This is a genomic window from Flavobacterium granuli, assembly GCF_031456055.1.
Classification (GTDB): domain Bacteria; phylum Bacteroidota; class Bacteroidia; order Flavobacteriales; family Flavobacteriaceae; genus Flavobacterium; species Flavobacterium granuli_A.
This window is the reverse complement of record NZ_JAVDTX010000003.1, coordinates 289,986-310,737: the sequence shown is the minus strand read 5'-3', so window position 1 is coordinate 310,737 and position 20,752 is coordinate 289,986. Positions and strand designations below refer to the sequence as shown.

Below are 20,752 nucleotides of genomic sequence, written 5' to 3'. Positions count from 1 at the left end.
TTCTTTTTTGTTTATTTTTGTTCTTTTATTTTTAAATTCTATTCAATTGAAACTCGTCGAACTCACTACCGTTCCAGAAATGCTTGCTCAAATTGAAGTGATGCAACATTTGTATCCCAAACTCACTTTAGAAAAGTATGAATCATACTTGCAGGAAATGGTTCGCCATAATTACAAACAAGTGGCGGTTTTTGATAATGATATTTGTGTTGGCCTATCAGGTTTTTGGACAGCAATTAAACTTTGGACTGGTAAGTATATAGAAATTGATAATTTTATTGTTCATTCTGAACATCGCTCAAAAGGGATTGGAAAAATAATGACTGATTATATTGATGTCAAAGCTAAAGCAGAAGGTTGTACTGCCATTGTTTTGGATGCTTTCACTGGGAATTTCACAGCACATCGGTTTTATTATAATCAAGGGTACGAACCTAGAGGCTTCCATTTTTTGAAAATGCTAAACGAAGACGGATTGACATAATCACAATTTCGTTTTGAAACTTTATTCAGCCACAAAACACAAAAAATAACCAAAGAATTGGTTATTTTTGTTTTATAATAATTAACAGACAAATCATTTTGGGATTATATAAAAAGCTTTTTAAACAAACCGCCATATATGGACTTGCGACTGTAATACCTAGGATGTTCAGCTTTTTGCTGGTACCACTATATACGGGACTGTTGCCTCAGGCTGAGTATGGAAAGGTATCCATCATTTTTGCTTGGATGATTTTCTTTAATGTCATCTTGGCTTACGGAATGGAAACTGCTTTTTTTAGATTTTATAATGCCGAGAAAAATAAGGAAAGCGTTGTAGAAACAACAACCGTTTCCATTTTTTGGTCCACAATCCTTTTCGTTTTTATAGCATTATTGTTCAGAAGCTCATTGGCACTTTGGTCAGGAGTTGATACGCAATATATCACTTATTCCATTTGGATTTTAGCGTTGGATGCATTGGTTATTGTCCCTTTTTCTAAGTTAAGAGCCAACCAAAGGCCAAAATTTTATGCTTTGATCAAAATTGGAAATGTACTAGTCAATTTATCATTCAATTTATTTTTTCTACTCTATTTACCAAGTGCATCGGTCTCAGAACCCGATAGTTTTTTGAGTTCCATTTATATAGAAAATTTCCAGATTGGATATATTTTCCTTGCCAATATCATAGCGAGTTTTTTAACTTTTGTGGTGCTTTTTCCAGACTATTTTACAATAAAATGGAAATTCGATTACGAGCTTTGGAAACGAATGATGCGTTATGGATTACCCATTATGGTTGCCGGATTAGCTTTTGCCATCAACGAACAATTTGACAAAATTCTTTTAGGATTATGGTTACCAGCCAATATCGCAGCTGAACAAGTTGGAGTATATTCGGCCTGTTATAAGTTGGGACTTTTTATGGTCTTGTATAGAACTGCTTATACATTAGGGATTGAGCCTTTCTTTTTTAGCCATGCTTCCAATGAAAATGCACAACAAACCTATGCGACAGTCACCAAATATTTTGTCATTTTTGGTTCTTTCATTTTATTGTCTGTAATCGTATTTGCTGATCTTTTAAAACAGGTGATGATTCCAAATTCTTCCTATTGGGAGGCAATGAAAGTGGTCCCACTGATTATTTTGGCGAATTTTTTTCTTGGAATTTACACCAATCTTTCCGTTTGGTACAAACTCATTGATAAGACTTACATTGGAGCCTATATTTCTATAGTTGGTGCAGCAGTGACTTTAGTATTAAACTATTTATTGATTCCAAAATACAGTTATACAGGGTCGGCTATTGCGACCATTTCGGCTTATGGGAGTATGATGTTCATTTCCTATTACCTCGGAAACAAATATTACCCAATTCCGTATGACAAGAAAAAAATAGTAGGATATCTTATTTTATCTACCGGTTTTTCATGTATTTCTTTTTATGGTTTTAACGGAAATTATTTTATCGGGATTTCACTTTTGGCAATATTTATGGGCTTCATCTATTACAATGAAAAAGAAACACTTTTGCGAATTTTAAAACGTCCAACTAAAAATTAGGATCTATTTCCTGCTGTCCGCTGTATCCACGATAAAAAGCGTGGGATACTGCTTCCATCAGGGCTAGGGGATTCCATAATCAAATACATTTTATATTAAAAAATAATGAGAATAAACATTATCAACAAATCACAGCATGCGTTGCCAAATTACGAAACCATTGCTTCAGCAGGAATGGATTTAAGGGCAAACTTAACACAATCAATAACCTTGCAACCTTTAGAAAGAACCATAGTAAAAACTGGTCTTTTTATAGAATTGCCAATAGGATATGAGGCTCAAGTGCGACCAAGAAGTGGATTAGCAGCCAAAAATGGCATAACTGTACTTAACGCTCCCGGAACTGTCGATGCCGATTATAGAGGTGAAATTGGAGTAATTTTAGTAAATTTATCCAATGAACCATTCGTTATAGAAAATGGAGAACGTATTGCCCAACTCATCATCGCCCAACACGAACGAGCGGAGTGGATTGAAGTACAGGAATTAACTGAAACTTCAAGAGGTGCAGGAGGATTTGGAAGTACAGGAGTTAAATAAATTAATTTAATAATTTTAAAGATTAAATAATTGAAAGATTTTTGATTCTAATTTTTCAATCTTTTAATTTTTCAATCTTTTAATAAAAAGAATATGAAAATAATCGTACCAATGGCAGGACGCGGATCACGCCTTCGCCCACATACATTAACCATTCCTAAACCTTTAATTCCAGTTGCTGGAAAACCGATCGTACATCGTTTGGTCGAAGATATTGCTGGTGTTTTAAATCAGGATATTGAAGAAATTGCATTCATCATTCATGAAAGTTTTGGAACAAAAGTGGAAGAAGATTTAATTGCAATTGCCCAAAAATTAGGAGCCAAAGGAACCATTTATTACCAAAATGAGGCACTTGGAACGGGTCATGCCATTATGTGTGCCAAAGATTCTTTGAGTGGGCCAGCGGTTATTGCTTATGCAGATACGCTTATTCGTGCCAATTTTGATTTGGATAAAAACGCAGACAGTGTTATTTGGGTAAAACAAGTAGATCAGCCGGAAGCTTTTGGAGTTGTGAATTTAAATGAGGCAAACGAAATAATTGAATTGGTAGAAAAACCAAAAGAATTTGTTTCGGATCTTGCCGTTATCGGAATTTATTATTTTAAAGATATTGCCATTTTAAAAAACGAGCTTCAATTAGTGCTGGATAACAACATTATTCACGGTGGAGAATATCAAATTAATGATGGAATAAAACAAATGATGGCGAAAGGCATGAAATTTGTTCCAGGAAAAGTTGATGAGTGGATGGATTGCGGCAACAAAGATGTAACTGTAGAAACCAATTCAAGAATGCTAGGATTTCTTCACAGTGACGGAATTAATTTGGTAGATGAAAGTGTGAAACTTGAAAATTCAACCATTATTCCACCTTGCTATATTGGAAAAAATGTAATTTTAATCAATGCTACTGTTGGACCAAATGTATCTTTAGGAGATGCATGTCATGTACAAAACAGTACAATTCAAAATAGTTTGATACAAACACATTCACATATAAAAAATGCCAATTTAGACAACGCGATGATAGGAAATCACGCTAGTTTTGATGGAAAATTTACAAGTATAAGCATTGGAGATTATTCTGTTTTGGAATAATTTAAAGCATACATTAAAAATTAACAAGCAGCATTATTTAAGGTTTTATTATGCTGCTTTGTTGTTTTTTTAATTTATTTTGCAAGGAATGAAAACACAGTTGATTTTGTTCCCAAAGACTTTTTTTTAAATGAAAATAAAATGGCCTTTCATATTCGCTTTTTCTGTTTTGCTGGGCAATACTGTTACTGTATTGGCACAAACAGAACCTGAGGAAATAAAAGTGGAAGGGGACAAATTTCAAGATTTTTTCTATGAATCCATTTTCCAAAAAAGCATCGAAAACTATGACAAATCGTTGGTTGCATTGGAACAATGTTTAAAATTGAAACCCAATGAGGCTACCATTTTTTTCGAAATGGGGAAGAATTATCTCTATTCCAAAGATTATAAAAATGCTTATTCTTCTTTCGAAAAAGCAACACAAATTGACCCCAATAATAAATGGTTTTGGGTAGGAATGTATGATGTGTGTTATGAAACCAAAGATTTCAATCAAGCGATAATTATTGTCAATAAAATCATTCCTTTCGATTCAGAATATAAAGAAGATTTGGTTTCGATTTATATGTTAACCAAACAAAATGAGAAGGCCTTGACGTTAATTAATGAGTTGAACGAAAAGGTTGGGAAAACAGAGAGAAGGGAAATGTACAAAATGGAAATCTTGTCTGAAGGAAAATATCAAAATTCGGAGATTGATAATTTAAAAGAACAGATTGACAAAAACCCAAAGGAAGAATCCAATTATATTGCTTTGATATTTTTATATTCCAACAATAATGAAGAAGGTAAAGCAGAGGATGTTGCAAAAAAACTAGAAAGAGAAATCCCAGAGTCAGTTTGGGCGCATGTGAGTTTGTTCAAAAGTTATCTCGAAAAGAACGAAGGAGCTAATGCGGTAAAATCAATGAACATAGTTCTTGGAAGTTCTAAAATTGATTCTAAAATAAAGCACCGAGTCCTAAACGAGTTTTTGATTTTTGCCAATGCCAATCCCCAGTTTGTGCCCGATTTAGACCATGCAATTGGGTATTTTAAAAATGATAAATCGGTAAATGTCGCTAAGGAAATCGGTAAATTTTATTACAATAAACAGCAATGGGAAAAGGCAATTAAGTATTATGAGCTTTCGGAAAAAGACATTTCAGAAGTTGATTTGGAGACTAATTTACTTTGGCTTCAAGCCAATACCGAACTCAAGCAATTTGAAGCTGTACTAAAAAAATCAATGACAATGATTGATACTTATCCAGCTGAGCCTCAGTTTTATTATTATGCAGGGATGGCCAATAATCAGTTGCAATCGTTCAAAAAAGCCAAAGATATTCTTGAAATGGGATTGGATTATGTTGTCGAAAACAAAAATTTAGAAATCAATTTCAATATACAGCTCGGAGAAGCCTACAATGGATTAGGGGATACCTCCAAAAAAGAATTATATTTCAATAAAGCCAATCAATTATTAAAAGAAAAAAAATAATGAATCGATTTTTAGTAAGGATACTTTTTGTTTTTATGATTTGCTTAGGCAGTTCAATGACATTGGTGTCTTGTAAAGCCAAAGCAAAAGTAGTAAATGAAAGTAAAAAGGAAGACACGAAACGTATGTCTGCGAATCGCATCATTAAAAACTACTATGCCAATAAAAATGATTTTAACACATTATACATAAAATCGAATGTAAAATATAGTGATGAAAAACAGTCACAAAATTTGACTGCCGAAATTAAAATTAAAAAGGGAGAACAAATTTTGGTAAGTATTCGTTTTCTAGGAATCACTATGGCCAAAGCCTTGATAACTCCAACTTCAGTAAGCTATTATGAGAAGTTGAATTCTACATATTTCGAAGGTGATTTCAGTACATTAAGCAAATGGTTAGGCACAGATTTGGATTACAACAAAGTGCAAAACATCTTGATTGGACAAGCAATGGACGATTTAACTAAAGGAAATTACCAAGATTCTTTAGTTGACCAAAATTATCGATTGGCAGATATTTCGAATAACAACATCAAGAAGTTTTTCTTTTTTGACAAAGAAAAATTTCTACTGAACAAACAAGAGATTACTCAAATTGCCGAAAACAGAAAAATGGAAGTCTCCTACTCGGATTATAAAATTTACAATGAATCTCCAATTCCATCGGATATTGCCATCAATGCCGAACAAGACAAAGGGAAAACGGAGATTAATTTAGGGTACAATACTATAACCATGAATGAAGAACTTACTTTCCCATATAGTGTTCCAAATGGTTATAAAAGAATTTTAATTAAGTAAATTTGAACAAAATTATTGAAGATGCGAAAATTTCTCTTAAGTCTGTTTTTTTTATGCACTGCCACACTCATGTGGGGGCAGGATTCGCAACAAGAAAAATTAGAAAAGCGTAAAGCCGAAATTCAACAAGAAATTCTGGATAATGAAAAGTTGCTGCAAAGTGTAAAGAAAAAAGAAAAGTCTGCCGTCAATGTAATCATTTTACAAAATAATAAAATAAAATTGAAGGAAAAATTGATTCGTACTACAGAGAAGCAAACCAAAATTCTCGGTAATGATATGTACATCAATCAAATGAAAATTAACAAGTTGAATAGAGAACTTGCCGTACTTAAAGAAGACTATGCTAAAATGATTGTGAAATCATATAAAAGCAGATCGGAGCAAAGTAGAGCGATGTTTTTATTGTCTTCAGAGAATTTTTTGCAAGCTTATAAAAGAGCTCAGTATATGAAACAATATACGAGTTATAGAAAAATGCAGGGAGAAGAAATCAAATCCAAAACGGAGGAACTTGTAGGTTATAATGAAAAGCTAGATATTCAAAAAGCGGCCAAAAAGAAATTGTTAGCTGAAAATACTAAAGAAAAACAGTCTCTTGAAAAAGAAAAGGCTGCACAATTGAAGTTGGTGAATTCAATCAAAAAAGACAAGAAAAAAATCACGGCAGATATTAAGAAAAAACAGCAGGAATCAAGGGCTATTGACCGTCAAATTGATCGTTTAATTCGTGAAGCCATTGCCGCAGCCAATAGAAAAGCAGCAAGTGAAAATCCAAATGCTCCAGTAGCTGCTTACACTTCGTCAAAAATTGTTCTAACAGCTGAAGCTAAAATATTGGCAGACAATTTTAGAGCCAATAGAGGAAAATTACCTTGGCCTGTTGAAAAAGGATTCGTTTCGCTCGGGTTTGGAAGTCAGCCACATCCTGTTTATCCAAGCCTAGTGGTTCACAACAGTGGAGTGGAAATCACCACAGAACAAGGATCAAATGCAAGAGCCGTTTTTGGCGGGGAAGTGACCAGTGTTATCGTTTTGTCCCCAGTGAATAAAGCAGTAATGATTCAGCATGGAGATTGCTTCACGGTTTATCAAAACTTAAGTTCTGTTTTTGTAACCAAAGGAGAGAAAGTAAATATCAAACAAAGTTTGGGAAAAATACGAACTAATGGAGAGGGAAAAACAATCTTGAAGTTCACCATTTCACAAAACACAACCTACAATAATCCTGCAACTTGGTTGTATAATATGTAGTTTTTTTCAGTATCAAAAGCAGCATTATTTTATTTGTAAAAATAAATTAGTGCTGCTTTTTAATAAAATCATTCATTAAGTTTGCACCATATATAATTTACGATGTTAAAATATTTTTTCAGTTTTATTTTTCTAATAACAGCGACTGTAACTTGGAGTCAAGACAATCAAAAAAAATTAGAAGAGCGTAAAGCTAAAATACAACAAGAGATTCGTGAAAACGAAACCAAACTTCAAACGGTAAAGAAGAAAGAAAAAACGGCAACCAAAGCGATTGTTTTGCAAAGCAACAAAATCAAACTTAAAGAAGAATTGATTGCCACTACCGAAAAACAAACATCACTTCTAGGAAATTCAATTGTTGCCAATCAAGCTCAAATAGCCAAATTAGAAAATGAGCTACAATTGCTAAAAGAAGATTATGCAAAAATGATTGTTCAATCTTATAAAAGCCGTTCCGAAGAAAGTAGAGCGATGTTTTTATTGTCATCAGAAAGTTTTTTGCAAGCGTATAAAAGAGCTCAGTATATGAAACAATATACTAATTATAGACACATGCAAGGACAAGAAATAAAATCCAAAACGAATGTGCTTTATACGTTTAATGCCAAATTGGATGTTCAAAAAAGTGCCAAAGAAGAACTCATAGCCGAAAATGACAAAGAACGATTGTCTTTGGAAAAAGAAAAGCAAGAACAATTAATATTAGTTGAATCTTTAAAGAAAGACAAGAAGAAAATTATAGCTGCGATCAAGAAAAAGCAGCAAGAGGCTAAAACGATAGATAGAAAGATTGATAAATTAATTCGCGAAGCTATTGCCGAAGCCAATCGAAAAGCGGCTAGAGAAAAAGCGGAAAAATTAGCGAAAGAAAAAGCTAAAGCGGACGCAATCGCCAAAGCCAAGGCCGATGCATTAGCCAAAGCCATTGCCTTGGAAAAAGCCAAAGCATTAGAAAAGAAAAAGGAAATCGAGAAAGCAAATGCATTAGCTGCAGCACAGGCTAAAGCCAATTCGAAACCAAAACCAAAACCGATTCCGATTCCGAAAGAAGTTGAAAAAGCCATTGCCATGGAAGTGCCGGTTGCTGTGAAAGAAGCGCCAGCCAATAAGCCAGCCGTAGCAGTTTCATCTACAAAAATCGATATGTCACCTAGTGATAAAGTGGATTCAGATAATTTTAAAGCAAATAAAGGAAAATTACCTTGGCCAGTTGAAAGAGGTTTTATCTCTTTGGGTTATGGTGATCAATTCCACCCAGTGTATAAAGAGCTTCAAATTCACAATAGCGGATTGGAATTCACCACCGACTCAGGTTCTAGTGCCAGAGCTGTTTTTGCTGGAGTCGTAACAAGCGTTATTATTATTTCACCAGTAAATAAATTGGTAATGTTGCAACATGGCGATTTTTTCACCATATATCAAAACTTGAGTTCAGTGAATGTATCTAAAGGCGACAATGTGAGCATAAAACAAAGTTTAGGAAAAATAAAAACCAATGGTGATGGGAAAACAATATTAAAATTTGCTATCACACAAAACACAACTTACACCAACCCGAGGTCTTGGCTGGCGGGAAAATAGCGGAAATAAATTAATAAAATTTAAACATCCTTCTAAAAAATATCAATTATATTTGATAAAATTTAAATTTGAAAACTATGAATTCGAATAACCCTTTTTTGAATAACAAAACATTTTCAACTGCAGTTTCAAGAAAAGACGATGCACAGCAATTCAATGTTATTGATGAAAATCAAGACATGACTTTGGCGGGAACCATCAACAGAACTTTAATTCTTTTTTTATTGCTTACTGCTTCGGCTACGGTAATTTGGTGGGCTACTTTTAATGGGATGAACCCAATAGTTCCAGCTTTTGGTGGAGCTATAATTGGATTGATTTTAGTTGTAATCTCAGCTTTTAAACCTCAATATTCTCCTTATTTGGCTCCAGGTTATGCTCTTTTTGAAGGATTGTTCATAGGTGGAGTTTCAGCTATTTTTGAAGTTCAGTATCCTGGAATTGTAACACAAGCCGTTGGTGCGACTTTTGTAACTTTTGCTGTTTGTCTAGGTTTATATAAATTTAAAATTGTAAAAGTAACCGAGCAATTCAAATCTGTTGTTGTTGCAGCGACATGTGCAATTGCTACATATTATTTAATTTCTTGGTTGTTCTCAATGTTTACCAGTTTCACACCAGTACATTATGGAAACTCTATGATGAGTATTGGTATTAGTGTATTTGTGATAGTAATTGCTGCATTAAACTTATTCTTGGATTTTGACAGAATAGAAAAAGGAGTAGAGCAAAAAATGCCAAAATTCATGGAATGGTACGGAGCAATGGGTTTAATGATAACTCTAGTGTGGTTGTACATTGAATTTTTACGATTACTATCTAAACTTTCCAAAAAATAATATTCAACAATTATTTTATATAATGATACCCTTCAGAGATGAAGGGTATTTTTTTCAATGTTATTTTATAATGGTATAAAAGGGATTGTAGCCATCAAATCATTAAATTTGCATTCTTATTTAAAGACATGTTAGAAAAAGAAACAATAAATTTCGAAAAAACGGCTATTGTTGGGATTGTTACGCAAAACCAAAGTGAAGAGAAACTCAATGAATATCTTGATGAATTGGAGTTTTTGACATTTACCGCTGGAGGTGAAGTGGTGAAACGTTTTTCGCAAAAAATGGAGCGCCCTAATCCTAAAACTTTTGTTGGAACAGGAAAACTAGAAGAGATTTGTCTTTTTGTAAAAGAAAATGACATCTCGACTTTGGTATTTGATGATGAATTATCACCTTCTCAACAAAAGAATATTTCCAAAATAATAGATTGTAAAATATTAGATCGAACTCACCTTATTCTTGATATTTTTGCCCAAAGAGCAGAAACCTCTTATGCTAGAACTCAAGTTGAACTAGCACAATGCCAATATTTATTGCCTAGACTTTCCGGAATGTGGACACACTTGGAACGTCAAAAAGGAGGTATCGGAATGCGTGGACCTGGAGAGACTGAGATTGAAACTGACAGACGTATTGTACGTGATCGTATAGCGTTGTTGAAAGAGAAGATTAAAACCATCGATAAGCAAATGGGAGTACAACGTAGTAATCGTGGTGCGATGGTACGTGTAGCTTTGGTAGGATATACCAATGTTGGTAAATCGACTTTGATGAATGCTGTTGGGAAAAGCGATGTATTTGTAGAAAACAAACTTTTTGCGACATTAGATACTACCGTTCGAAAAGTAGTCATTAAGAACTTGCCTTTCTTGCTTTCAGACACCGTTGGGTTTATTAGAAAATTGCCAACTCAATTAGTAGATTCGTTTAAGAGTACATTGGATGAAGTTCGTGAAGCCGATTTGTTATTGCATGTTGTTGATATTTCACATCCTGAATTTGAAGATCATATCGAGTCGGTAAACCAAACGTTGTTGGATATTAAAGCCCATGATAAACCTGTAATTATGGTTTTCAACAAAATTGATGCCTATAAACATCTGACGATTGATGAAGATGACTTAATAACTGAAAAAACGCCAAGACATTTTACATTGGAGGAGTGGAAACAGACATGGATGCACCGTTTAGGAGAACAAAATGCTTTGTTTATTTCGGCGACCCAAAAAGAAAATTTTGAAGACTTTAGGGAGCGTGTTTATGAAGCTGTTCGGCAAATTCACATTACCCGTTTTCCATACAATAAATTTTTATATCCAGATTATAAAGATGCCGTGGAGAAGGAAGAGAAAGAAGAAGATATTGAATAACAAAAAGACCTTTTAGCAATTGTTAAAAGGTCTTTTTGTTATTCTTAAAAATTATAATTCAGCCCGACACCAAACACTTCTTTAGTTTGAAACCCGGCAAAAGCATCGTCATCATAAATCGCTTGAAAATTTAGATTCGCAGATAATATTTTGTTGATTTTCATCACAATAATCAAATCGTAATTGATGTCGATATTTTGTGGGTCTTTCAAATAATTAGAATATAAATTTAAAAGATTTTCGGCGGTCACGTTTTCCATTATTTTGAATTTATAATAAGCAGTGGCATTAAAACCAAATTGGTACAGCATACTCTTATTGGCATCAACACCAAAATAGTCACCATCGACATAACCGGGAATTGAAGTAAAACGACTGTCTACAAAAGTCAGTTTGGATGTCAACGGAGCAAAATTAAGCTTGAAGTTATCATTCTTTTTCCAATACATTCCGGGGCCAAAAAGCAAATAACCGGGGGACATGAAGTTGGTGTATTCTTCTCTTATTTCAGCACCATTTATATCTTTGGTATACAAATATCCTTTAGTAAATTGAGTTCTAAAATTTACTAAAAACGAATAATACCAATAGCTTTTTGTTTTTTTGGCTAGAATGGAATTTATTTCAATCTGATCATCAGTCTTCTTTTCAAAATTAGAATTCTGTGTTTGCAGTAAACCGTAGGAAGCTAGAATTCTATTTTCCCATGAAAAATCATCTTTTTTATAATCGATTTTATAATCCAATCCCAAGTTGCCAGAAAAGCTATTTTCGCCTCCAGCAATCCAGTTGTTAAAGTTGGCTTGGTTAAAAAGAAATGTAACTTTCCCTGTTGATTTCCAACCATTCGGGATCGTATCATCTATAGTTTTGGCAGCGTCTTCAGTTTTTTTGATTACGTCTTTTTCAGAAGATTGGGAGTGGATAAGAGTTGAAATCAGAAACAGACAGGCAAATAGTATGATTTTTTTCATTGTATTTGTATTGGTTCTAATACAAATATAATAAAAAGAATAAATGACTGAAATTCAATTGATTAAAAAAAATATTATTTTTTAGACGATTTGTATAAAGGTACAGCCGAACAAGCTTCTCCATACATTATGCTTCTGGCGTAAGGCTGTAGGTATTGTGCTGCCAAAACATAGGCCTGCATGGGAACAGGTTTTCTCGAACAGCCTTTTATGATAACAGGTTTGTCTTTATAAACGCTGTAATCTATTTTTGGAAGCAATTCTCCGTACATGACCGAGTCTAAATCTTCCAGAGAACCATTTATAATTTTCTTGGCATAAGGAGCCAAATGCATCGTGAGCAAGACTATCGCCCACTTGGGAAGAATGGCATCGGTACTGCACGAAACTGCCACATATTGATTTTGGTATTGTGACCAATCCTGATTGTTGAGCTGTTCCCTGAAGTCTTTTTCTTTTAACAAAAAACCCTCAATAAGCCATTGCGAAATATCGATTTGTACACGAACTCCTGTTGGATAATAGTCTTCAAGATCGAAAACTTCCAGGACGCTATTTGCAACTTTATTGATTATTTCTTCCATAATTAAATATTTAGTGGTCAATCCTCAGTATTTTAGTGGTCAGCTTCTAATTGAACACTAAAATACTGATGACTGTCTACTTTTTATTAAAGCATTCCCAATTCTAATTTTGCTTCTTCGCTCATCAAATCTTTGCTCCATGGTGGGTCAAAAGTGATTTCTACTTCAGCGTCTTTTATATGTTCGATTGATTTTACTTTTTCCTCTACTTCTCTTGGTAAACTCTCAGCTACAGGACAGTTTGGGGACGTAAGGGTCATTAATATTTTTACTTCATAATCGGTGTTGACCATTACGTCATAAATCAATCCCAATTCGTAAATATCTACAGGAATTTCTGGATCGTAAATTGTTTTTAGTTTTTTTACGATTGCTTCTCCTAATTCTGCGGTGTTTATTTCTTCTGTCATAATTTTAGTTTTTTCTCTGGGCATCAAATGCCAAAGCATACATTTTAATATTTTTTATCATGGAAACCAAGCCATTAGCCCTTGTTGGCGAAAGATGTTCTTTCAAACCTATTTCGTCAATAAAATCCGTATCAGCATTTAATATGTCAATTGCCTTTTGGTTCGAAAAAGCACGGATTAAAATAGCGATAATTCCTTTGGTTAAAATAGCATCACTATCGGCTGTAAAGATGATTTTATCATCGTTTTGTTCTCCTTGTAACCACACTTTGGATTGACATCCTTTGATTAAGTTATTGTCAGTTTTGAATTCCTCTTTAATTAAAGGAAGATTTTTGCCTAAATCAATAATGTATTCATAACGTTGCATCCAGTCATCAAACATGGAGAATTCATCTATGATTTCGTTTTGTATTTCTTTTATTGTCATTCTACTTTTTTTGAAAAGGATAGTATTGTGTTTACTAAGTTCTTTATTTTTTCTGGTGGATATCCATTATCGAAAGTTTGGCTTTCGTATGTTTTTCCTTTATATGTTATTTTCAAATCCGCCATTGCCGCACCATCGTGGAAACGCTTTTCGGTAGGTGCTTTCAAACTCGGAATTTCCTCCAGATTTACTTTTTGAAATTCATTTATCAAAGCATTCAATTCGGCATCCGTGAGGGAGTTTGAAACAGGTTTTCCATCTCTTGTTTTCGTTACGGACACTGTTTTATTTTCTATAACGGTGTTATTATACAATCCTCTTGAATTGGCGGTATATTCTATTTTTGCTGCATTCAAATCCATATTGTTTTGGCTTTGGCAATTTTTCCCAAGTATAAGAGTCAAAAACAAGAGTGTTATAATTTTCATACTGTTGATTTTAAGATAACATCATTTGTGCTTTTTTTACTGCTTCGACCAATGAGTCAATTTCTTCTTTAGTATTGTAAAAAGAAAATGAAGCTCTAATCGTTCCCGGAATACCAAAAAAATTCATAATCGGTTGGGCGCAATGGTGACCCGTTCTTACCGCGATTCCTAACTTGTCAATGATAGTTCCAATGTCATATGGATGAATACCTTCTATATTAAAGGATACTACAGAAGTTTTTGTTTCAGAAGTTCCAAAAATTCTCAAACCATCAATTTCTAATAATCGTTTTGTGGCGTGATCCAATAATTCCAGTTCTTGCTTCTGAATATTTTCAAAACCAATTTCATTCATATAATCAATCGCTGCTCCTAAAACAATTCCGCCGGCGATATTTGGTGTTCCAGCTTCAAATTTATGTGGTAAATCGGCATAGGTTGTTTTTTCAAAAGTAACCTCTTTGATCATTTCTCCACCACCTTGATAAGGAGGTAATTTATTCAACCAAGCTTCTTTTCCGTATAAAACACCAGTTCCTGTTGGTCCACACATTTTATGTCCCGAAAAAACATAGAAATCACAATCCAAAGCCTGAACATCTGGTTTTAAATGTGGTACTGCCTGTGCACCATCAATCAAAATAGCTGCACCAACTTCATGCGCTTTGTCAATCATATATTTGATTGGATTGATAGTTCCTAGGGCATTTGAAATATGGTTTACCGTTACAATTTTGGTTTTTGACGAAAGTAACTTATCATATTCGCTCATTATCAATTCCCCATTTTCATTCATCGGAATGACTTTGAGTGTGGCTCCTGTTTTTTCACACAACATTTGCCAAGGCACAATATTACTGTGGTGTTCCAATGCTGAAACTAACACTTCATCTCCAGGTTTTAGAATGGAAGCAAATCCATTGGCCACTAAGTTGATGCCAAAAGTAGTCCCCGAAGTAAAAAGTACTTCGTGAAGGAATTTAGCATTGATATGATTCTGGATTTTTGCACGGGAAACTTCATAGGCATCTGTTGCCAACTGGCTCAATGTATGAACTCCTCTATGAATATTGGCATTTATTTCTTGATAATACTTTTCAATTGCATTAATTACCACTTGCGGTTTTTGTGAAGTGGCTCCGTTATCGAAATATACTAAAGGCTTTCCGTTTACTTTTTGTGAAAGAATAGGAAAGTCGGCTCTTATTTTCTGAATATCTAACATTGCTTTATTTAGAATTTTTCTAAATACAAAAGTAATACAATTGATTTAGTTTTCTAAGAAACAATAGTTAATAATTGTAAAAATAGTACGTAAGTGAAGAGCATTGCAATTAAAGCCAAATGGGATTTAATTGAAGTTAGTATTACTTTTTTCACTAATTTGCTGTAATTATCTTTCATTATGAAAAAGTATTTTAAAATAGGTATTCTTATCTTTTTTCTGTTTTTGGTTTATTTTGGTTTTACCAATTATCCCAAGCTAGAATTGATATCTGGATTTTCGGCTAAAAGCGTTGCTTCAGGACATTTCATTGACAATCGTTCATTGGATGTTATTGAAAACGGCGACAATGATTTTGATGTGATAGGTTGGGCGACCAATGAAATCAGTGAATCAGGGAAATTTGCAACAGCGACTGTTTTAGGTTTAAAAAAGCGAAAAGCAATTTACAGGGAAGGTTTGGGAGCGACATTAATCGATGATGATTTTGATGTTACTAAACCGTATGAAATTCCCAAAAGAACTAAATCAAACAATAAATTTCCTTTTCCTTATGGAGAAGTAGAACCTAAAGACACGGTTTTTGAAAATGTGAATTATACCAAATTGAATAAGGTTGTTGCCAATGCGTTTGATGCCAAAGGATATAATGATAAAAGAACGCGCTCGGTTTTGGTTATTTATAAAGATAAAATCATTGCCGAGAAATATGCTGATGGTTTTACAAAAAGCAGTGTAATTCTAGGTTGGTCCATGACCAAGAGCATTACGGGTACACTTTTTGGAATACTTGAAAAACAAAGAAGATTTGACATCTACAAACCTGCTCCTATTGCCGAATGGCAAAATGACAATCGAAAATACATTACGACCAACGATTTATTGCATATGAATTCAGGTTTGGAATGGGATGAGTATTATGACAGAATCTGTGATGCGACAAAGATGCTTTTTCAAACCGAAGACATGACACAATCACAATTGACAAAACCAGCAGTTTACAAACCAAACACACATTGGAATTATTCTTCTGGAACAACCAATTTGCTTTCGGGAATTTTGCGGAAGCAGTTCAAGACACATCAAGAATACTTGGATTTTTGGTATTCGGCATTGATTGATAAAATTGGAATGCATTCAATGCTTGTAGAAACAGATATGGCGGGGAATTATGTTGGATCGTCTTATGGTTGGGCAACTACTCGCGATTGGTCAAAATTGGGCTTGTTGTATTTACATAAAGGAAATTGGAACGGAGAACAATTATTTGACGAAAGTTGGGCAAAGTATGTTTCGACTCCCACAAATACTTCAAACGGAAGATATGGAGCACAATTTTACCTCAATGCTGGTGGATATTTCCCGGATGCTCCAAGAGATATGTATTATTGTAGCGGTTTCCAAGGGCAAATGGTAGCTATCATTCCGTCGATGGATTTGGTAATTGTAAGAATGGGTTTGACAGAAGAACCTCAATTTGATTTTAATGGGCTGTTGAGTGGAATTGTAGGGAGTGTGAAAAAAAATTAGCCACAAAGGACACAAAGGAAAAAGCGCAAAGTATAATACAATACTTTGCGCTTTTTGCGTAAATTTTAGTGAACCCTTCGGTTAAAAATTATAAATCAAATCCAATTTTCACGCCCAATTTATTAGCGATAATAGTGGTGATTCGTTGTTTCAGTTCCGGTATTTTGATGTTTTCGATTACGGCATTCGAGAAAGCGTACATCAATAATGCTTTGGCTTCTTTTTTAGGAATTCCACGTTGTTGCATATAGAACATAGCAGTTTCGTCTAGTTGACCAATAGTACAACCGTGTGAACATTTTACATCATCTGCAAAAATTTCCAATTGCGGTTTGGCGTTAATGGTTGCTTTGTCGCTCAATAGAATGTTGTTGCTTTTTTGAAAAGCGTTTGTTTTTTGAGCTTCTCTTTCTACATATACTTTCCCGTTGAAAACTCCTGTAGATCGGTCGTTAAAGATTCCTTTATAATCTTGGAAACTTTCACAATTTGGTGTTGCGTGGTTCACTAATGTATAGTGATCGACGTGTTGATTCTCACCAATAATCGTGATTCCGTTTAAGGTACTAGTCAATCTTTCTCCAAAGTGGTAGAAATTCAAATTGTTTCTGGTTAAGTTTCCTCCAAAAGAGAAAGTGTGAACCGAAACGTGACTTTCTTGTTTTTGAGAAACATAAGTGTTGTCAATCAAATTAGCTTCCAGATTATCATTTTGAATTTTATAATAATCTACAATGGCTCTTTTTTGAGCAAAAATCTCAGTAACCGAATTGGTTAAAACGGGATTTTCGTTCAAGCTTTGATGACGTTCTATAATTTGTACATGTGAGTTTTCACCAACAATAACCAAGTTTCTAGGCTGAACCAAAAGCGCTGTTTCGCTTCCAGTAGAGAAATACATTATCTCGATAGGTTTGTCTGCAACTTTGCTTTTTGGAATATTGATATAAGCTCCTTCATTGGCGAAAGCCGTATTCAATGAAGTCAAACTTTCATCTTTGCTGGCAATCTGATTGAAGTAAGTATCAATAATCATTTTGTATTTTGGCTTGTTCAATGCTGATGACATTAAGCAAACATCAATACCGTCATGAGTTGTTGAAGATAAATGTGAACTAAAAACACCGTCTACAAAAACTACTTTGTAGGTGTCTATTTCGTGTAAAAAATATTTTTTTACATCGCTATATTGGATGGCATTTTCTGTTTTTGGAAAAACGCTAAAGTCATTTTTTAAGATCGCATTTAGCGAAGTGTATTTCCAACTTTCTTCCTTTTTGGTTGGAAATCCTTTATTTTCGAAGTTTTTTATGGCTGCAGTACGCACATCGTGAAGTTCGGAATGAACATCGACGCGTTCTTCAAAAGCCATAAAAGACGATAGTAATTTTTCTTTAAGCTCCATCTTAATTTTCTCCTTTAATCCAGTCGTATCCTTTTTCTTCTAACTCGTGTGCTAATTCTGCTCCGCCTGATTTTACAATTCTTCCGTTGTGAAGAACGTGAACAAAATCCGGAACGATATAATCCAATAATCTTTGGTAGTGAGTAATTACAATGACAGCATTTTTATCGCTTTTCAATTTATTTACACCATTGGCAACAATTCTTAAAGCATCAATATCAAGACCAGAATCGGTTTCGTCAAGGATAGCTAGTTTTGGTTCTAGCATTGCCATTTGAAAAATTTCGTTTCTTTTTTTCTCACCACCAGAGAAACCTTCGTTAAGGGAACGAGAAAGAAACTTTCTGTCGATTTCCAATAATTCTGATTTTTCACGAATTACTTTTAGCATTTCGTTGGCTGGCATTTCTTCCTGACCATTTGCTTTACGTGTTTCGTTGATAGCCGTTCTCATGAAGTTCGTTACCGAAACTCCCGGAATTTCCACTGGATATTGGAACGAAAGGAAAACACCTTTGTGAGCTCTTTCTTCTGGAGCTAGATCTGCAAGGTCTTCACCGTCCAAAAAGATTTCACCATCAGTTACTTCGTAATTTTCGTTTCCGGCAATAATAGCCGAAAGTGTACTTTTACCAGCACCGTTTGGTCCCATTATAGCATGAACTTCTCCTGCGTTTACTTGAAGGTTTATCCCTTTTAATATTTCTTTGTCTCCTATTGAAGCGTGTAAATTTTTTATACTTAACATTTGTTTTTTTTAATTTTAAAAGAATTTTGAATTCTCCTTATGACAAAATACTATTTATATGTTCTTGATCTTTTATTGTTTGGTAGGAAAAATGTTTTTCTCCTAAATATGTCATGCCTAAATAATCTGCGGATAATCGGAAGGGTAAATAAAAATCATAATCTAATTGATCTTCATCCGAATTTGAAATTACAAACATTTTTTTGCCCCTTAACATTCTTCCTGTTTCTTTTTCTATTCTAATTAAATCAGAGAATCGGTCAAAAAACACTTTCATTATACCGCTCATTGAGTACCAATATACAGGAGTAGCAAAAATTAAAGTATCGTATTTTTCCAATATCGATTTTATTAAAGGCAAAAAATCATCTGTGATATTCTGACTTTCATAATCATAATAAGAAATAGAATAGTCTCTTAAATCAATAACATCAGCATTTATTTGAAGAGAAATTTTATCACCAATTTTTGATGTATTTCCGTTGCTTCTGGAAGATCCTACTATAATAACTTTCTTATTTCCCATTTTGATATTACCCTACAGAACCTTCAAGCGAAATTTCCAATAATTTTTGTGCTTCTACAGCAAACTCCATCGGCAACTTGTTCAACACATCTTTGCTGAAACCATTTACGATAAGCGCAATTGCTTTTTCGGTTGGGATTCCACGTTGGTTGCAATAGAAAACTTGGTCTTCACCAATTTTACTGGTAGTTGCTTCGTGTTCTACTTTTGCTGTTGGATTTTTGCTTTCGATATAAGGGAAAGTATGTGCTCCACAATTATTACCCATTAACAGCGAATCACATTGTGAAAAGTTTCTGGCATTTTCTGCTCTTGCTCCAATTTGAACCAAACCTCTATAACTGTTTTGTGATTTTCCTGCAGAGATACCTTTAGAAATAATAGTCGATTTGGTGTTTTTGCCTAAATGAATCATTTTGGTTCCAGTATCGGCCTGTTGGTAATTATTGGTAACGGCAATCGAATAAAATTCTCCAATTGAGTTGTCTCCTTTTAAAATAACAGAAGGATATTTCCAAGTTATCGCAGAACCTGTTTCCACTTGTGTCCAAGAGATTTTAGCATTCTTCTCGCAGAATCCTCTTTTGGTTACAAAATTGAAAACTCCACCTTTACCTTCTTTGTTTCCAGGGTACCAGTTTTGAACAGTAGAATATTTTATTTCAGCACCATCTAAGGCGATTAATTCCACAACTGCAGCATGTAATTGATTTTCATCACGAGTTGGCGCTGTACAACCTTCAAGGTAAGAAACATAGCTTCCTTCATCTGCAACTAATAAAGTTCTTTCGAACTGTCCTGTTCCAGCTTGGTTAATTCTAAAATATGTTGAAAGTTCCATTGGGCAACGAACGCCTTTAGGGATATAACAGAAAGATCCGTCTGAGAAAACAGCTGAATTTAAAGCCGCATAAAAGTTGTCTTTTTGCGGAACAACTGTTCCTAGATGTTTACGAACTAATTCAGGATGTTCTTTGATGGCTTCGGAAATACTCATAAAAATAATTCCTTTTTCGCCTAATGTTTTTTTGAATGTTGTAGCTACCGAAACCGAATCAACTACGATATCCATGGCAACATTATTCATCTTTTTTTGCTCGTCAATAGAGATACCTAACTTTTTGTACATTTCTAAAAGTTCAGGATCAACGTCGTCCAATGTTTTGTTTGGATCTGCTTTCTTTGGAGCGGAGTAATAAGAAATGGCTTGAAAGTCCGGTTTTTGATATTTTACGTTTGCCCATTCTGGCTCGATCATTTCTTCCCAAGCGCGGAAAGCCTCAATACGCCAGTCGGTCATCCATTGTGGTTCGTCTTTCTTTTGAGAAATAGCGCGAACAATATCTTCATTCAGACCAATAGGAAATGTTTCCGATTCTAATTCGGTGTAAAATCCGTACTCGTATTCTTTGGTTTCTAATTCGATTTTTAAATCGTCTTCGGTGTATTTTGACATAATA

The 20,752-nt window shown here is 34.2% G+C and carries 21 protein-coding genes; 11 read left to right on the top strand and 10 right to left on the bottom strand.

The genetic code is table 11. From position 1 onward, the window contains the following. Nucleotides 1-40 precede the first annotated feature (40 nt). The 10 genes from J2W95_RS08370 to hflX all read left to right on the top strand — a co-directional run bounded on the left by J2W95_RS08370 (nucleotide 41) and on the right by hflX (nucleotide 11,032). Nucleotides 41-484: a GNAT family N-acetyltransferase gene (locus tag J2W95_RS08370; RefSeq protein ID WP_310006162.1), complete on the top strand. Its 444-nt coding sequence runs from the start codon at nucleotides 41-43 to the stop codon at nucleotides 482-484. A 98-nt stretch (nucleotides 485-582) separates the two neighbouring features. Next, a complete protein-coding gene (locus J2W95_RS08365) occupies nucleotides 583-2,052 on the top strand; it encodes a lipopolysaccharide biosynthesis protein (protein ID WP_310005863.1) in 1,470 nt (489 codons plus the stop codon). A gap of 105 nt (nucleotides 2,053-2,157) precedes the next feature. Continuing rightward, nucleotides 2,158-2,592: a dUTP diphosphatase gene (dut, locus tag J2W95_RS08360; RefSeq protein WP_310005862.1), complete on the top strand. Its 435-nt coding sequence runs from the start codon at nucleotides 2,158-2,160 to the stop codon at nucleotides 2,590-2,592. 93 nt (nucleotides 2,593-2,685) lie between these two features. Next, nucleotides 2,686-3,696, top strand: a complete 1,011-nt coding sequence (locus J2W95_RS08355) for a sugar phosphate nucleotidyltransferase (RefSeq protein ID WP_310005861.1) — start codon at nucleotides 2,686-2,688, stop codon at nucleotides 3,694-3,696. A 130-nt stretch (nucleotides 3,697-3,826) separates the two neighbouring features. After that, on the top strand, nucleotides 3,827-5,179 hold the full coding sequence (locus J2W95_RS08350) for a tetratricopeptide repeat protein (protein ID WP_310005860.1): 1,353 nt from the start codon (nucleotides 3,827-3,829) through the stop codon (nucleotides 5,177-5,179). Continuing rightward, a complete protein-coding gene (lolB1, locus tag J2W95_RS08345) occupies nucleotides 5,179-5,982 on the top strand; it encodes a lipoprotein insertase outer membrane protein LolB1 (RefSeq protein ID WP_310005859.1) in 804 nt (267 codons plus the stop codon). Before J2W95_RS08350 ends, lolB1 begins: the two co-directional genes overlap by 1 nt. A 21-nt stretch (nucleotides 5,983-6,003) precedes the next feature. Continuing rightward, nucleotides 6,004-7,236: a murein hydrolase activator EnvC family protein gene (locus J2W95_RS08340; RefSeq protein ID WP_310005858.1), complete on the top strand. Its 1,233-nt coding sequence runs from the start codon at nucleotides 6,004-6,006 to the stop codon at nucleotides 7,234-7,236. 102 nt (nucleotides 7,237-7,338) lie between these two features. Further along, the gene (locus J2W95_RS08335; protein ID WP_310005857.1) at nucleotides 7,339-8,820 is read left to right on the top strand and encodes a murein hydrolase activator EnvC family protein; all 1,482 of its coding nucleotides are present in this window, start codon (nucleotides 7,339-7,341) and stop codon (nucleotides 8,818-8,820) included. Between the two features lie 77 nt (nucleotides 8,821-8,897). Further along, nucleotides 8,898-9,659, top strand: coding sequence for a Bax inhibitor-1/YccA family protein (locus J2W95_RS08330; protein WP_310005856.1), 762 nt, complete (start codon nucleotides 8,898-8,900; stop codon nucleotides 9,657-9,659). Nucleotides 9,660-9,787: 128 nt separating this feature from the next. Continuing rightward, nucleotides 9,788-11,032 (top strand): GTPase HflX, encoded by a 1,245-nt coding sequence (gene hflX, locus J2W95_RS08325; protein WP_310005855.1) that lies wholly within the window; start codon nucleotides 9,788-9,790, stop codon nucleotides 11,030-11,032. Nucleotides 11,033-11,076: 44 nt separating this feature from the next. Here the strand turns inward: hflX and J2W95_RS08320 are convergent, their stop codons facing one another. The 6 genes from J2W95_RS08320 to J2W95_RS08295 all read right to left on the bottom strand — a co-directional run bounded on the left by J2W95_RS08320 (nucleotide 11,077) and on the right by J2W95_RS08295 (nucleotide 15,083). After that, nucleotides 11,077-12,006: a DUF3078 domain-containing protein gene (locus J2W95_RS08320; RefSeq protein WP_310005854.1), complete on the bottom strand. Its 930-nt coding sequence runs from the start codon at nucleotides 12,004-12,006 to the stop codon at nucleotides 11,077-11,079. Nucleotides 12,007-12,080: 74 nt separating this feature from the next. After that, a complete protein-coding gene (locus J2W95_RS08315) occupies nucleotides 12,081-12,590 on the bottom strand; it encodes a DUF2480 family protein (RefSeq protein WP_310005853.1) in 510 nt (169 codons plus the stop codon). Nucleotides 12,591-12,676: 86 nt separating this feature from the next. Continuing rightward, nucleotides 12,677-13,000 carry an SUF system Fe-S cluster assembly protein gene (locus J2W95_RS08310; RefSeq protein ID WP_310005852.1) on the bottom strand — a complete coding sequence of 108 codons (324 nt, stop codon included), beginning with the start codon at nucleotides 12,998-13,000 and terminating at the stop codon, nucleotides 12,677-12,679. A gap of 4 nt (nucleotides 13,001-13,004) precedes the next feature. Then, nucleotides 13,005-13,430 carry a SufE family protein gene (locus J2W95_RS08305; protein ID WP_310005851.1) on the bottom strand — a complete coding sequence of 142 codons (426 nt, stop codon included), beginning with the start codon at nucleotides 13,428-13,430 and terminating at the stop codon, nucleotides 13,005-13,007. Beyond that, nucleotides 13,427-13,858, bottom strand: a complete 432-nt coding sequence (locus J2W95_RS08300; RefSeq protein ID WP_310005850.1) for a hypothetical protein — start codon at nucleotides 13,856-13,858, stop codon at nucleotides 13,427-13,429. The genes J2W95_RS08305 and J2W95_RS08300 overlap by 4 nt, the downstream gene beginning before the upstream one ends. 10 nt (nucleotides 13,859-13,868) lie before the next feature. Continuing rightward, complete coding sequence (locus J2W95_RS08295) at nucleotides 13,869-15,083, bottom strand: aminotransferase class V-fold PLP-dependent enzyme (RefSeq protein WP_310005849.1); 1,215 nt, start codon at nucleotides 15,081-15,083, stop codon at nucleotides 13,869-13,871. Nucleotides 15,084-15,263: 180 nt separating this feature from the next. Between J2W95_RS08295 and J2W95_RS08290 the strand changes: the two genes are divergently transcribed. After that, nucleotides 15,264-16,613: a serine hydrolase domain-containing protein gene (locus J2W95_RS08290; protein ID WP_310005848.1), complete on the top strand. Its 1,350-nt coding sequence runs from the start codon at nucleotides 15,264-15,266 to the stop codon at nucleotides 16,611-16,613. An 88-nt stretch (nucleotides 16,614-16,701) separates the two neighbouring features. Here the strand turns inward: J2W95_RS08290 and sufD are convergent, their stop codons facing one another. From sufD to sufB, 4 genes are read right to left on the bottom strand one after another with little or no spacing between them, the layout of a single operon-like run. Further along, nucleotides 16,702-18,018 carry a Fe-S cluster assembly protein SufD gene (gene sufD / locus J2W95_RS08285; RefSeq protein ID WP_310005847.1) on the bottom strand — a complete coding sequence of 439 codons (1,317 nt, stop codon included), beginning with the start codon at nucleotides 18,016-18,018 and terminating at the stop codon, nucleotides 16,702-16,704. A 1-nt stretch (nucleotide 18,019) separates the two neighbouring features. Continuing rightward, the gene (gene sufC, locus J2W95_RS08280; RefSeq protein ID WP_310005845.1) at nucleotides 18,020-18,766 is read right to left on the bottom strand and encodes a Fe-S cluster assembly ATPase SufC; all 747 of its coding nucleotides are present in this window, start codon (nucleotides 18,764-18,766) and stop codon (nucleotides 18,020-18,022) included. Between the two features lie 37 nt (nucleotides 18,767-18,803). Then, nucleotides 18,804-19,292, bottom strand: a complete 489-nt coding sequence (locus J2W95_RS08275) for a flavodoxin family protein (RefSeq protein WP_310005843.1) — start codon at nucleotides 19,290-19,292, stop codon at nucleotides 18,804-18,806. Nucleotides 19,293-19,299: 7 nt separating this feature from the next. Next, nucleotides 19,300-20,748, bottom strand: a complete 1,449-nt coding sequence (gene sufB / locus J2W95_RS08270) for a Fe-S cluster assembly protein SufB (protein WP_310005841.1) — start codon at nucleotides 20,746-20,748, stop codon at nucleotides 19,300-19,302. Nucleotides 20,749-20,752 lie beyond the last annotated feature (4 nt).

Bases quoted from the DNA above. Each gene is read 5' to 3' on its own strand.
- dut (WP_310005862.1), top strand. From the start codon at position 2,158: ATGAGAATAAACATTATCAACAAATCACAGCATGCGTTGCCAAATTAC.
- J2W95_RS08355 (WP_310005861.1), top strand. From the start codon at position 2,686: ATGAAAATAATCGTACCAATGGCAGGACGCGGATCACGCCTTCGCCCA.
- J2W95_RS08350 (WP_310005860.1), top strand. From the start codon at position 3,827: ATGAAAATAAAATGGCCTTTCATATTCGCTTTTTCTGTTTTGCTGGGC.
- lolB1 (WP_310005859.1), top strand. From the start codon at position 5,179: ATGAATCGATTTTTAGTAAGGATACTTTTTGTTTTTATGATTTGCTTA.
- J2W95_RS08340 (WP_310005858.1), top strand. From the start codon at position 6,004: ATGCGAAAATTTCTCTTAAGTCTGTTTTTTTTATGCACTGCCACACTC.
- J2W95_RS08335 (WP_310005857.1), top strand. From the start codon at position 7,339: ATGTTAAAATATTTTTTCAGTTTTATTTTTCTAATAACAGCGACTGTA.
- J2W95_RS08330 (WP_310005856.1), top strand. From the start codon at position 8,898: ATGAATTCGAATAACCCTTTTTTGAATAACAAAACATTTTCAACTGCA.
- hflX (WP_310005855.1), top strand. From the start codon at position 9,788: ATGTTAGAAAAAGAAACAATAAATTTCGAAAAAACGGCTATTGTTGGG.
- J2W95_RS08320 (WP_310005854.1), bottom strand. From the start codon at position 12,006: ATGAAAAAAATCATACTATTTGCCTGTCTGTTTCTGATTTCAACTCTT.
- J2W95_RS08315 (WP_310005853.1), bottom strand. From the start codon at position 12,590: ATGGAAGAAATAATCAATAAAGTTGCAAATAGCGTCCTGGAAGTTTTC.
- J2W95_RS08310 (WP_310005852.1), bottom strand. From the start codon at position 13,000: ATGACAGAAGAAATAAACACCGCAGAATTAGGAGAAGCAATCGTAAAA.
- J2W95_RS08305 (WP_310005851.1), bottom strand. From the start codon at position 13,430: ATGACAATAAAAGAAATACAAAACGAAATCATAGATGAATTCTCCATG.
- J2W95_RS08300 (WP_310005850.1), bottom strand. From the start codon at position 13,858: ATGAAAATTATAACACTCTTGTTTTTGACTCTTATACTTGGGAAAAAT.
- J2W95_RS08295 (WP_310005849.1), bottom strand. From the start codon at position 15,083: ATGTTAGATATTCAGAAAATAAGAGCCGACTTTCCTATTCTTTCACAA.
- J2W95_RS08290 (WP_310005848.1), top strand. From the start codon at position 15,264: ATGAAAAAGTATTTTAAAATAGGTATTCTTATCTTTTTTCTGTTTTTG.
- sufD (WP_310005847.1), bottom strand. From the start codon at position 18,018: ATGGAGCTTAAAGAAAAATTACTATCGTCTTTTATGGCTTTTGAAGAA.
- sufC (WP_310005845.1), bottom strand. From the start codon at position 18,766: ATGTTAAGTATAAAAAATTTACACGCTTCAATAGGAGACAAAGAAATA.
- J2W95_RS08275 (WP_310005843.1), bottom strand. From the start codon at position 19,292: ATGGGAAATAAGAAAGTTATTATAGTAGGATCTTCCAGAAGCAACGGA.
- sufB (WP_310005841.1), bottom strand. From the start codon at position 20,748: ATGTCAAAATACACCGAAGACGATTTAAAAATCGAATTAGAAACCAAA.